Genomic DNA, 11,544 nt, shown 5'->3' with positions numbered 1-11,544 from the left:
GCATCAGGACGCGGGCCGGGCGGAAGCCGATTTCCTTGCCGGCCTTGCCCTTGTCGTCGAGCCAGGCGACGAAATTCTCGATGTCGGCCTTGGTGACCGAGCGCCCGTCCTCGTTGCGCAGCAGGTTCTCGAGCAGCACCTTCATCGAGAAGGGCAGCTTCGAGATGCCGGCCAGGCCGTTCTTCTCGGCGTCGGGCAGGGAGTAATAGGTGTAGCTCTTGCCGCCGACGTCGAGTGTCTTGCGGGCCTTGAATGAATCGAGCGAAGCCATCGTGGCAATATCCTGATCAAGGGGTTGCGGTCGCGAGCGACATGTCTTCAAGGGTTTCTGCCCTTGCGGACCTTGCCGTTCGAAGGCCTAATGCGCGTGACGCGCGCGCCGCCCCGGGAGTGCCCGAGCCCCGCGCCGGATCGGCGTGCGGCGTAGCCGCGGGTTCTATAGAGCAATTCCAAGAAACGCGCTACATGAACGAAATGTGGTCGAATGCATCGGCGGCATCGCCGCCTTGACGCAAGTTTCCTTTCCCGATCTGCGGCTTCGCGTCGAGAATCTGTGCTGTCGCCGGGGCGGGCGGCTGATTTTCGAGGGCGTGAACCTGTCGCTCGCCAATGGCGAGGCCCTGGCGCTGACCGGCCGCAACGGCGCCGGCAAGTCGAGCCTCATCGCCATGCTGTGCGGGCGGCTGCGGCCCGATGGCGGCAGCATTGCGATCGAGGGCGCCGACGAGGCGGAGCTGATCGAGCTGAGTCATCTCGTGGGCCATCGCGACGGCCTGAAGACCGCGCTGACCGCGCGGGAAAACCTCGCCTTCGCCCAGGACGTGCTGGGCCATCCCGCCCTTTCGCCGGAAGCGGCGCTGGACGCCGTCGGGCTGGCCCATGCCGCGGCGCTGCCGGTCGGCTATCTGTCGGCGGGCCAGCGCCGGCGGGTGGCGCTGGCGCGGCTCCTCGTCTCGCAGCGCCCGTTCTGGCTGCTCGACGAGCCGATGTCGGCGCTCGACGCCGCTTCGCAGGCCATGCTCACCGGCCTCATGCGCGGTCATCTCGGGGCGGGCGGCGCGATTCTCGCCGCGACGCACGGGCCGCTCGGGCTCGACCAGGCGCGCGAAGTCAGGATCGGATCGTGAGCCGCGCCTTCCTCGCCGTCCTCAGGCGCGACCTCGCCCTGGCCGCCCGTGCCGGCGGCGGGGGTGAGCTCGCCCTCGTGTTCTTTCTGACGATCGTCGTGCTCGTGCCTTTCGCGCTCGGGCCGGACCTCAACCTGCTGTCGCGGATCGGGCCGGCGATCCTGTGGCTTGGCGCGCTGCTTGCGGTGCTGATCGGGCTCGACCGGCTGTTCCAGGCCGACGAGGAGGATGGCTCGCTCGATCTGATGCGGGCGTCGACGCTGCCGCTGGAGGCCGCGGTGCTGGCCAAGGGGCTGGCGCACTGGCTCACGACCGGGCTGCCGCTCGCGCTCGCCTCGCCGCTGCTCGGCCTGCTCGTCGCGCTGCCGGGGGAGGCCGTGCTGCCGCTCTTTGCCACGCTGCTGGTCGGCACTCCGGCACTGAGCTTCATCGGGGCCACCGGCGCGGCGCTGGCCGCAAGCCTCAGGCGTGGCGGGCTGATCGTGCCCGTGCTGGTGGCGCCGTTGACGATTCCGGTGCTGATCTTCGGGGTCTCGGCGGCGAATGCGGCGCTCGGCGGTACCGTGCCGTTCAGAACGCCCTTCTTGATTCTCGCCGGCCTGTCGCTGGCGGCCGTCGTTGTCGGAACGCTGGCTGCCGCCGCGGCGCTGCGCTCGGCCGAGTAGCGCTGCGCCTCAGTCGTGCTGGGGTGCGAGCGCGACGAATTCGACGGGATAGCCGCATTGCGCCGCAAATTTCGCGACAGACGCCGCGATATCCTCGTGAGCAACGTTCTGATCGGCGAAGATCTGCCGGATTTCCTCGGCCGTCGCATTGACGTCGAGAACCGGTGTCTCGTCGATCTTGCTGCGTACCTTTACCTCGACGACGCGTTGCATATCGTCGCTCAGCTTGATCAACATCGTCGCGTCCTCCTGTGGCGACCGTAGCGGCGGTGTTCGCTCCTGACAAGGCGCCATAAGGATAAAATCCAATATATTCAGCAGTTTATCAATCCGCTGAAGCCGCTGTGCCGCCGCCGGTTGCGTCGCTGACGCCGATGCTTGCATGGGCTGTGCTCGCGCTGATATCGTCGCTTACTCATTTTGAGGCGGCGATCGGCGATGGCGGCAGAGGGTTTCGAGCTGGCCGGCGAAGGCGTGCACTCGAAGGAGTTCGGCATCCTCGACCAGCGCGGCGCGAATGCCTCGTCGGGCGATGAGGAGCGCTGAGGGACGCGCGATTGTCGCAGCGTCGCCGCGACAGATTGCGCAGCCCCAGGGCCGTTGCTAGATCAGGACGGCGTCCGCTCGACGCGGTTTCCAGCGAGAATGACGCTTCGCGACGCCATGAAACGCCTGATCGACCTCGCCAACCCGACGCGCTTCATGCGCTTTTCTGCAGCTGTGCTGCCGTGGCTCGCGGGAGCGGCGGCGCTGCTGCTCGCCGTCGGCTTCTACCTCGCCTGGTTCGTCGCCCCGCCCGATTACCAGCAGGGCGAGACGATCCGCATCATGTTCGTGCATGTACCGGCCGCCTGGCTCGCGATGATGTTCTACTCGCTGATGGCGGTCTCGGCGCTGGGCACGCTGGTCTGGCGCCACCCGCTGGCCGATGTCGCGCAGAAGGCGGCGGCGCCGATCGGGGCCTGCTTCGCGCTGATCTGCCTGATCACCGGGGCGCTCTGGGGCAAGCCGATGTGGGGCACCTACTGGGTCTGGGATGCCCGGCTGACCTCGGTGCTGGTGCTGTTCCTGATCTATCTCGGCATCATCGCGCTCTGGCGCGTGCTCGACGAGCCGTCGCGCGCCGGGCGCGCCGTTGCGATCCTGACGCTGGTCGGATTCGTCAACGTGCCGATCATCAAGTTCTCGGTCGACTGGTGGAACACCCTGCACCAGCCGGCCTCGGTCTTCCGCATGGGCGGCTCGACGATCGACAGCTCGATGCTCTGGCCGCTGCTGGTGCTGGCGCTCGGCTTCACCCTGTTCGCCCTGATGCTGCATATGGTCGCGATGCGAGCCGAGATCATGCGCCGGCGGGTACGGACGCTGACGATCCTCGAGGCCGAGCGGCTGGACCGGCTGGCGCAGGCGCAAGGTGTCCCGGCATGAGCGCGCTGACCGCGGGCCTCGGGCCGCATGCCGGCTTCATCCTGGCCTCCTACGGGGCGGTCGCGGTCATTCTCGTGGGGCTGACGCTGTCGATCGTCCTGGACCATCGCGTGCAGAAGCGCGCGCTCGCGGGGCTGGAGCAGCGCGGCGCCGGGCGCCGCCGCCCGGGCGGAGAAACGTCATGACTTCGGCCGAGGTCGAACCGGCGAAGGTCGAGGCGCAAGGCGAGGCTGCGGCGCGCCGGCGCTCGCCCTTGCTATTCCTGCTGCCGCTGGTCCTGTTCGGCGGTCTCGCCGTCATCTTCGGCATCGGGCTGTTCTCGGGCGATGCCAGCCGCGTGCCTTCGGCGCTGATCGGCAAGGCGGCGCCGGCGATCACGCTGGCGCCGATCGAGGGGCTGCAGCGGGATGGCCAGCCGGTGCCCGCCTTCGGCAATGCCGATCTGGGCAAGGGCCGGGCAACGATCGTCAACGTCTTCGCGAGCTGGTGTGCGCCCTGCAAGGTCGAGCACCCGCTTCTGCTCGGGCTTTCGCAGACGGATGCGGCGAGGCAGGGCAAGGTCGCGCTGGTCGGGATCAACTACAAGGACGAGGCTGAGAACGCGCGGCGCTTCCTCGGTGCGCTCGGCAACCCCTTCTCCGCGGTCGGCGCCGACAAGGCAGGTCGCGCCGCGATCGAATGGGGCGTCTACGGCGTGCCCGAGACCTTCCTGATCGGGCCGGACGGGCGCATCCTCGACAAGCATGTCGGGCCGCTCGACCAGGCGGCGGCGGCGAAGCTGCTGCAGCGGGCGCTGATGGGACGCTGAAGGCGATTCAGGCGGCCTTGCTCGCTACCAGGCTCTCGAACAACCCGCGGCCGTCGGTGCCGCCGACCAGCGAATCGATCAGGTTCTCCGGGTGCGGCATCAGGCCGAGCACGTTGAAGCCCGGCGAATAGATGCCGGCGATGTTGTTGAGCGAGCCGTTCGGGTTCGCCTCGGCGGTGACCTTGCCCTGCTCGTCGGCGTAGCGGAAGGCGACGAGGCCCTCGCCTTCGAGGCGGGAGAGCGTCTCCGGGTCGGCGATGTAGTTGCCCTCGCCATGGGCGATGCAGACGTCGATTACCTGACCTTTGGCATAGGCGCGGGCGTAGGGCGTGTCGTTGCGCTCGACCGTGAGGTGCTGGCGCCTGCAGACGAACTTCAGGTTGGCGTTGCGGACGAGGATGCCCGGCAGCAAGCCGGCCTCGCAGGCGATCTGGAAGCCGTTGCAGATACCGAGCACATAGCCGCCGCGGGCGGCATGGGCCCGGGTCGCGTCCATGATATGGGCGCGGCCGGCGATGGCGCCGGTACGCAGATAGTCGCCATAGGAGAAGCCGCCCGGCAGCACGACGAGATCGGTCCCGGCCGGCAGCTCGGTATCGGCATGCCAGACATGGGTCACCGTGGCGCCGGCCTGGTTCAGCGCCTTGGCGACGTCGCCGTCACGGTTGGAGCCCGGAAAGGTGATGACGGCGGCCTTCATCGGCTCAGGCTCCGATCTCGACGTGGTAGTTCTCGATCACGGTGTTGGCGAGAAGCTTTTCGCAAGCCGCCTTGAGGGCGGCCTCGGCAGCCGCCTTGTCGGCCGTCGAGAGCTCGATGTCGAAGACCTTGCCCTGGCGCACCGACTCGACGCCGGCGATGTCGAGCGACTTCAGCGCGCCTTCGATCGCCTTGCCCTGCGGATCGAGCACGCCGTTCTTCAGGGTGACGGTGACGCGGGCTTTCATAGGTCTCTCCGGGCGAGCGCTGCTGGGCGTGCCTTAACGAGGAATCGGGGCGGGCTCAACCGTTTCCCGCCGTTTCACGTGAATCAGCGGCTGCGCCAAGCGGCTTCCGCATCGTGCTTCGCGGCCCCGGCCTCGCCGGCGACCGCCAGCGCGACGACGAGGCGGTCGCCCTCGCGCCCGTAGAGGATCGCGGTGACGCCGCTGCGGTCCGGAGCGTCCTTGGCCCGGATCGTGACCAGGATGCCCTTCGCGCCGGCCGCCTCGAAGCGCGCATAATCGGTGACGCTGCGCTCGGGGGCAGGCGCGGGCGGCTTCTTTCCGGCGCGGCGCTGCTCGCTCCTTCTCGTCGCCGCCTTCTCGGCCTCCAGCCGGGTGAAGGAGCGGGCGAGCTCGGCCGGGGCCTCGGACAGGGCCCGCTCCATGCGGCGAGCCCGCGCACCCTCGAAGGCGAGGACGGCGGCGAAGCCCTGCCGGGCGCAGGCTTGGCGCGGACAGAATGCCATGGAGCGGGCTTCGAGACCGTCGTTCAGGACCCAGGCCCCGATCGGCAGCGGCTGCCAGCCGGCCGAAGCCGGCAGGTCGGCGATCGGCGCGCCGTACTCGCTGGAACAGGAGGAGAGCATGAGCCCGGCTGCGAACAGCAGCGGGACGACATGAAAACGGGAGCGCATGCGCTCCCGATTCCGTTGCGATTGTGGCCGGGTGACGGCGCTCACTGCACGAGGCGCGGGCCGCTCTGGCCGGGGTTCTCGTTCTCGCCGAGGATGCCGAGGCGGCGGGCGACCTCGGAATAGGCCTCGATCAGCCCGCCCATGTCGCGGCGGAAGCGGTCCTTGTCCATCTTGTCCTTGGACTTGATGTCCCAGAGACGGCAGGAATCGGGGCTGATCTCGTCGGCGACGACGATGCGCATCATCTCGCCTTCCCAGAGCCGGCCCGTCTCCATCTTGAAGTCGACAAGGCGGATGCCGGCGCCGAGGAAGAGGCCGGAAAGGAAGTCGTTGACGCGGATGGCGAGCGCCATGATGTCGTCGATCTCCTGCGGCGTCGCCCAGCCGAAGGCGGTGATGTGCTCTTCCGAGACCATCGGGTCGTTGAGCGCATCGTTCTTGTAGTAGAACTCGATGATCGAGCGCGGAAGCTGCGTGCCTTCCTCGAGGCCCAGCCGGGTGGCGAGCGAGCCGGCGGCGACGTTGCGCACCACGACTTCGAGCGGAATGATCTCGACCTCGCGGATGAGCTGCTCGCGCATGTTCAGCCGGCGGATGAAATGCGTGGGAACGCCGATATCGTTGAGGTTCGAGAAGATGTGCTCGGAGATCCGGTTGTTGAGCACGCCCTTGCCGTCGATCACCTCGTGCTTCTTCGCATTGAAGGCGGTGGCGTCGTCCTTGAAATGCTGGATCAGCGTACCGGGCTCAGGTCCTTCATAGAGGACCTTCGCCTTGCCTTCGTAGATGCGACGGCGGCGATTCATGGGGATGTACCGTGGCTTGAGGAAATCCAAAGGTCGGCCCTTCACTGGACGCGAATGATGTCGCGGCGGGATCTTGGCCCCTGATCTGTCGGCCGGCACCTGTCGCGGCGATCCGACCGGACCGCGGACCGGCGCCTGAGCCAGCTTCGCGCGCCGCCCTGGAGGCGCCGCGCGCCTGCTATATGGAGCGTCTCGCCCGCAAACGCAACAAACCGCCTCCGGCAGCCCTGCTGCAGGCTTAATCGCGGCAGGCGCCCGCGCGCGAGGCTGGCTCTTGCCGCGGCGGCGCCCTATATGGAGCTGACGACGCCATCTCAAGCCCCGTACAGGAGCCCGACGCCGCATGACGACCTTCGACCAGCGCAAGGACGCCTTCGAGAACAAGTTCGCCCATGACGAGGAGCTGCGCTTCAAGGCCACCGCACGGCGCAACAAGCTGCTCGGCCTTTGGGCTGCGGAGAAGCTGGGCAAGAGCGGCGCCGAGGCGGAGGCCTATGCCAAGTCGGTCGTCGTGGCCGATTTCGAGGAAGCCGGCGACGAGGACGTTCTGCGCAAGGTCAAAAACGACTTCGCCCTCGCCGAGGTCACGCTCGCCGAAACGGAGATCCGGCGGGTGATGTCCGAGCTGCTGATCAAGGCCGCCGAGGAAATCCAGGCCGGCCGCTGACCGCGTCCCGGTCCGCGCAGGGCGAGATTGAAACGGGCGCATGGGCGCCCGTTTGCTTTTTGGAGCGCCGCCGGTCCACCTTGCATCAGCCCGCCGATCATCGGGAGCGGGCGCTGCAACGGATCGAAGCCCATGACCAAGCCCACCGTCCTGTCCTCTCTCGCCGATCGCTTCGCGAAGGGCGGGACCGTCGTCTCGGCCTGGTGCGGACTGCCCGATCCGTCGATCTCCGCCATCCTCGCGCAGGAGGATTTCGATGCGATCACGCTCGACATGCAGCACGGGCCGATCACGCTCGGCGAGGTCATCCGCGCGATCCCGCTGATCAACGCGGCGGGCAAGCCCGCGATCGCCCGCATTCCGGTCGGCGAATTCCAGAACGTCTCGAAGCTGTTCGATTCCGGCGTGTCCGGCGTGATCGCGCCGATGATCAACACGATGGAGGATGCGCGGACCTTCGCGGCCTATTCCAAGTACCCGCCGATGGGCGAGCGCAGCTGGGGCAGCTATGGCGGGCTCGGCGCGTCGGGGCTCGACCAGAACAGCTACCTCAAGGCCGCCAACGGCTTCTCGATGACGTTCGCGATGATCGAGACGCGCGAGGCGATGGCGATCGTCGACGACATCCTGGCGCTGGACGGGATCGACGCGCTGTTCGTCGGTCCGTCGGACCTGTCGATCGCGCTGTCCGGCGGGGCCCGGGTCGATGCAAGCGCGCGCGAGGTGGACGAGGCTTTGAAGCATGTCGTCGCCCGGGCCTCGGCCGTCAACAAGCCGGTGGCGCTCTACGCGGCGACTGCCGAGCGGGCCAAAGAGGGGCTCGCCATGGGCGCGCGCATGGTCACGGTCATGAGCGACGGCGGCATGCTGCGCGCTGCGGCGCAGACCGCGCTCAAAGTGGTGCGCAGCTGAGTCGCTCCCTGGCCGATGGCGCGAGGCGGGTTCGCCTGCTCTTCGCGCCGCGGCTCAGGCGTTGATGCCCTCGCGGCGCTTCAATACGGCATAATAGGCCCAGAGCAGCCGCGCTGCGACGCCGCGCCAGGGGCGCCAGGCTTCCGCCATGGCCTCGAGCTCCGCAGCCTTCGGACGCGCGCCAAGCCCGAAGGCTTGGCGGGCCGCCTCCTGGATCGCGAGGTCGCCGGCGGCGAAACCGTCGCGATGGCCAAGGCAGAAGAGCAGATAGACGTCGGCCGTCCACGGGCCGATGCCGGAGATCGCCGTCATCCGGGCATGGACGTCCTCGGGGCTCATCCCGGCGAGGGCGTCGAGGACGAGGCGCTCTTCCGCGAGAGCCGATGCGAGCGCCAGCAACGTGCGTTGCTTCGGCCGCGACAGGCCGGACAGGCGCATGTCGTCATCGGTGGCGGCCAGCAGCCGTTCCGGCGTCAGTGGCACGAAGACGCTCTCGAAGCGGGCCCACACCGCGCGGGCGCTGGCGACGGACAGCTGCTGCGCGACGATGATGCCGGCGAGTCCCGCCAGGCCGCCCTCGCGCAGCCGCAGCGGCGGCAGGCCGGTGCGGGCGATGATGGCCCGCCATCCCGCATCGCGGGCGGTGAGGGCCGCCATGCCCTCCTCGAGATCGGCGTCGCAGGTGATTCGTTCGGTCATAGCGTCAGGATGGATGGCAGGCGGGACGCGTTCCGTCAGCAGCGGCTTGGCCGAGGCGGCCTCGGCTTCTAAAACGGCATAGCTCAAGATCGAACCGATGGCCGCAGATCTACCCGTTTCCGGCAAGCCCGTCTTTCGTTTCGCGCCGAGCCCGAACGGGCGGCTGCATCTCGGCCATGCCTTCTCGGCGCTCGCCAACGAGGCGCTGGCGCAACGCGTCGATGGCCGGCTGCTGCTGCGGATCGAGGATATCGACCCCGTCCGCTGCCGGCCGGACTATATCGACGGCATCATCGAGGATCTCGACTGGCTCGGCATCCGTTTCGAGCAGCCGTTCCGGCGTCAGTCGGCGCATCTCGCGGATTATGCGGCGGCGCTCGCCGTCCTGCGCGTCCGGGGGCTGGTCTATCCCTGCTTCTGCTCGCGGCAGGACGTCCGGGCTGCCGTCGCGCGGCGCGAGAGCGAGGTGGGCCGTCCGTGGCCGGTCGATCCGGATGGGGCGCCGCTCTATCCGGGTTGCTGCCGGGGCCTCGCCGAGGCCGATGCGTCTCGCCGGATCGGCGCCGGCGAGACGCATGTGCTGCGGCTCGACATGGCGCGGGCCGCCATCCTTGCGGGAAGCGACATCGGCTATGAGGTGTTCGATGCCGACGGGCGCCGACGCTTCGTGCGCGCGCAGCCGGCCCGCTGGGGCGACGTGGTGCTGGCCCGCAAGGATGTTCCGACGAGCTATCATCTCGCCGTCGTGGTCGACGACGCCCTGCAGGGTGTGACCCATGTGGTGCGCGGCACCGATCTGGAAGCCGCCACCGACATCCACGCGACGCTGCAACACCTGCTCGGCCTGCCGACGCCGCTCTATCATTTCCACGAGCTGCTGATCGACGTGGAGGGCCGAAAGCTCGCCAAGAGCCGCTCTTCCGAGAGCCTGGCGACGTTGCGGGAACGGGGCGTGACCGCGGCCATGATCCGGCAGCGACTGGGTTTCGGCTGACAGGTTCAGCCGACGCCGAGGAAGGTCAGCCAGGCGGCCGTGGTGAACAGCGAGAGCAGCGTCGACAGCGTGATGGCGCTCGATGCATCGGCGACGCCCTGCCGGTAGCGCTCGGCGAAGAGATAGGCGTTGATGCCGCAGGGGCAGGCGGCGAAGAGCACGGCGACGCCCGACCAGTGTGCCGGCATCTCGAAGATGCGCGTCGCCAGCCAGTAGACCAGCAGCGGATGCAGGCCGAGCTTGAGGCCGCTCAGGATCGTCGGCAGCGCCAGCCCCGATTCCAGCCCGTAGCGGCGCATGGCGATGCCGAGGCTGATCAGCGCGCAGGGCACCGCCGCCCCGGCCAGCAGATCGACCAGCGTCCAGAAGGGTTGCGGCACCTGCGCCACGAAGGGGCGCACGATCGAGCCCAGAATGATACCGATGATGATGGGGTGGGTGAAGAGCCGGCGGACCAGCATAGCGATCGAAGCCGAGCGGCCCTCGGCCAGGAGGGTCGCGACCGTCATCGTCACCGGCAGGTGGACGGCGAGCAACAGGCCGAGCGGCACGGCGCCGGCATCGCCATAGGCCTTCAGGATCATCGGGACGCCAACGAAGACGGTGTTCGACTGGGCGGCGGCGAAGCCGGAGACCACGAGTTCCGGCCCCTTGCGGCCGAAGCCGCGACTGGCGACCAGCATCGCCAGCATCCAGACCACGGCGAGTCCGCCGAAATAGGCGATCCAGTAGCCCCAGGGCTGCGTCGCCGGGATGTCGGCCTTGGCGAGCGTGCGGAACAGCAGGCAGGGCACGGCCAGGACGAAGACGAAGTCGGAGAGCCCTTCGCCGGTGGTTTCGCGCAGCAGCCTCGACAAGCGGGCAAGATAGCCCAGCCCGATCAATCCGAAGACGGGGAGGACGACGAGGAGGGAGGCGAGCATGGTCGGGAGGCTCACGCCGCGTGAACGGGATATCCTGTCGCGGTGTCGTCTTTACCGGTCCATGTCAACCGCTGAAGCGGGGCCGGAGGGATTTTGCCGGCGCGTCATGCGTTCAGCGCAATTGTGCGACCGTTCCGCCCGCCTTCTCGATCAGCCCGCGGATCTCGTCGCGCTGACGCCTGAACTCGGCCAGGCTCGGCCCCTGCAGCTCGCGCCCGCGCGGCACGCGGATCTTGAGGGGGTTGACGAAATTGCCGTTGACCAGGACCTCGTAGTGCAGATGCGGGCCGGTCGAGAGGCCGGTCGAGCCGAGATAGCCGATGACCTGGCCCTGGCGGACCTTGGCCCCCGGCACGATGCCCGGCGCGAAGTTGGACTGGTGCGAATAGGTGGTGACGTAGCCGTTGGCGTGCTGGATCTCGGTGTGCTTGCCGTAGCCCGAAGACCAGCCGGCCTTGATCACCGTGCCGTTGCCGGCAGCGAGAATCGGCGTGCCGATCTTGTTGGCCCAGTCGACGCCGGTATGCATCTTCGAATAGCGCATGATCGGGTGGTAGCGCATGCCGAAGCCGGAGCGCAGCTGACCCTCGGCGATGGGCTTGCGCAGCAGGAACTTCTTCAGCGACTTGCCGTCCTCGTCGAAATACTCGATCAGCCCGTCCTCGGGCGACTGGTAGCGGAAGACCCGGCGGCTCTCGCCGTTGACGGTGAGGGTGGCGGAGAGGATCTCGGCGCGCTCGCCCTCGTCCTCCTCGGTGAAGATCACCTCGAGATTGTCGCCGGCATGGACGCGCTGCTGGAAGTCGAGGTCGTAGGAGAAGATCCGCACGAGTTCGTCGACGAGCGGCCGGGGCAGATCGTGTCGCGCGCCGGTTTCATAAAGGCTCTCGTACAGGC

The 11,544-nt window shown here is 68.3% G+C and carries 16 protein-coding genes and 1 pseudogene; 8 read left to right on the top strand and 9 right to left on the bottom strand.

Annotated features, from left to right (window positions below; genetic code table 11):
- Positions 1–271, bottom strand: a pseudogene (locus BGO20_RS10630) (aconitate hydratase); the annotation flags it as partial.
- Positions 272–530: 259 nt separating this feature from the next.
- Between BGO20_RS10630 and ccmA the strand changes: the two are divergent.
- Together ccmA and ccmB are read left to right on the top strand one after the other, a co-directional pair.
- Positions 531–1,127: a heme ABC exporter ATP-binding protein CcmA gene (gene ccmA, locus BGO20_RS10625; protein ID WP_291665092.1), complete on the top strand. Its 597-nt coding sequence runs from the start codon at positions 531–533 to the stop codon at positions 1,125–1,127.
- The gene (gene ccmB, locus BGO20_RS10620; protein WP_291665027.1) at positions 1,124–1,792 is read left to right on the top strand and encodes a heme exporter protein CcmB; all 669 of its coding nucleotides are present in this window, start codon (positions 1,124–1,126) and stop codon (positions 1,790–1,792) included. Before ccmA ends, ccmB begins: the two co-directional genes overlap by 4 nt.
- Positions 1,793–1,801: 9 nt before the next feature.
- Here ccmB and BGO20_RS10615 read toward each other — a convergent pair whose 3' ends face one another.
- Complete coding sequence (locus BGO20_RS10615) at positions 1,802–2,176, bottom strand: hypothetical protein (protein WP_291665025.1); 375 nt, start codon at positions 2,174–2,176, stop codon at positions 1,802–1,804.
- A gap of 279 nt (positions 2,177–2,455) precedes the next feature.
- Here BGO20_RS10615 and BGO20_RS10610 point away from each other — a divergent pair, with 279 nt between their 5' ends.
- Genes BGO20_RS10610 through BGO20_RS10600 form a run of 3 tightly spaced genes read left to right on the top strand, consistent with a single transcriptional unit; the run spans position 2,456 to position 4,028 of the window.
- Positions 2,456–3,220, top strand: coding sequence for a heme ABC transporter permease (locus BGO20_RS10610; protein WP_291665023.1), 765 nt, complete (start codon positions 2,456–2,458; stop codon positions 3,218–3,220).
- A complete protein-coding gene (gene ccmD, locus BGO20_RS10605) occupies positions 3,217–3,405 on the top strand; it encodes a heme exporter protein CcmD (protein WP_291665021.1) in 189 nt (62 codons plus the stop codon). Before BGO20_RS10610 ends, ccmD begins: the two co-directional genes overlap by 4 nt.
- Entirely contained in the window at positions 3,402–4,028 is a 627-nt protein-coding gene (locus tag BGO20_RS10600) for a DsbE family thiol:disulfide interchange protein (RefSeq protein ID WP_291665019.1), read from the top strand. Before ccmD ends, BGO20_RS10600 begins: the two co-directional genes overlap by 4 nt.
- Positions 4,029–4,035: 7 nt before the next feature.
- Here BGO20_RS10600 and purQ read toward each other — a convergent pair whose 3' ends face one another.
- From purQ to purC, 4 genes are all read right to left on the bottom strand, one after another.
- Positions 4,036–4,728, bottom strand: coding sequence for a phosphoribosylformylglycinamidine synthase subunit PurQ (gene purQ, locus BGO20_RS10595; protein WP_291665017.1), 693 nt, complete (start codon positions 4,726–4,728; stop codon positions 4,036–4,038).
- Positions 4,729–4,732: 4 nt separating this feature from the next.
- Positions 4,733–4,975: a phosphoribosylformylglycinamidine synthase subunit PurS gene (purS, locus tag BGO20_RS10590; protein ID WP_291665015.1), complete on the bottom strand. Its 243-nt coding sequence runs from the start codon at positions 4,973–4,975 to the stop codon at positions 4,733–4,735.
- An 83-nt stretch (positions 4,976–5,058) separates the two neighbouring features.
- Entirely contained in the window at positions 5,059–5,646 is a 588-nt protein-coding gene (locus tag BGO20_RS10585) for a hypothetical protein (RefSeq protein ID WP_291665013.1), read from the bottom strand.
- Positions 5,647–5,687: 41 nt separating this feature from the next.
- Positions 5,688–6,482, bottom strand: a complete 795-nt coding sequence (gene purC, locus BGO20_RS10580; protein WP_291665011.1) for a phosphoribosylaminoimidazolesuccinocarboxamide synthase — start codon at positions 6,480–6,482, stop codon at positions 5,688–5,690.
- A 313-nt stretch (positions 6,483–6,795) separates the two neighbouring features.
- On the opposite strand from purC, the gene BGO20_RS10575 reads away from it, so the two are divergent.
- Together BGO20_RS10575 and BGO20_RS10570 are read left to right on the top strand one after the other, a co-directional pair.
- Positions 6,796–7,119, top strand: coding sequence for a DUF1476 domain-containing protein (locus BGO20_RS10575; protein WP_291665009.1), 324 nt, complete (start codon positions 6,796–6,798; stop codon positions 7,117–7,119).
- 132 nt (positions 7,120–7,251) lie between these two features.
- Positions 7,252–8,031 (top strand): HpcH/HpaI aldolase family protein, encoded by a 780-nt coding sequence (locus BGO20_RS10570; protein WP_291665007.1) that lies wholly within the window; start codon positions 7,252–7,254, stop codon positions 8,029–8,031.
- A gap of 54 nt (positions 8,032–8,085) precedes the next feature.
- Here the strand turns inward: BGO20_RS10570 and BGO20_RS10565 are convergent, their stop codons facing one another.
- Positions 8,086–8,817: a DNA-3-methyladenine glycosylase family protein gene (locus BGO20_RS10565; RefSeq protein WP_291665005.1), complete on the bottom strand. Its 732-nt coding sequence runs from the start codon at positions 8,815–8,817 to the stop codon at positions 8,086–8,088.
- Between the two features lie 10 nt (positions 8,818–8,827).
- Here BGO20_RS10565 and gluQRS point away from each other — a divergent pair, with 10 nt between their 5' ends.
- Positions 8,828–9,724 (top strand): tRNA glutamyl-Q(34) synthetase GluQRS, encoded by an 897-nt coding sequence (gene gluQRS / locus BGO20_RS10560; RefSeq protein ID WP_291665002.1) that lies wholly within the window; start codon positions 8,828–8,830, stop codon positions 9,722–9,724.
- A gap of 5 nt (positions 9,725–9,729) precedes the next feature.
- Here gluQRS and BGO20_RS10555 read toward each other — a convergent pair whose 3' ends face one another.
- Together BGO20_RS10555 and BGO20_RS10550 are read right to left on the bottom strand one after the other, a co-directional pair.
- A complete protein-coding gene (locus tag BGO20_RS10555; protein ID WP_291665000.1) occupies positions 9,730–10,647 on the bottom strand; it encodes an AEC family transporter in 918 nt (305 codons plus the stop codon).
- 112 nt (positions 10,648–10,759) lie between these two features.
- A partial coding sequence (locus BGO20_RS10550; RefSeq protein WP_299857650.1) for a M23 family metallopeptidase occupies positions 10,760–11,544 on the bottom strand: 785 nt, incomplete at its 5' end.

The organism is Allobosea sp. 67-29, from assembly GCF_001898115.1.
Classification (GTDB): domain Bacteria; phylum Pseudomonadota; class Alphaproteobacteria; order Rhizobiales; family Beijerinckiaceae; genus Allobosea.
Note: the sequence above shows the minus strand (reverse complement) of the source record. Positions and strands in the feature narration are given on the sequence as shown.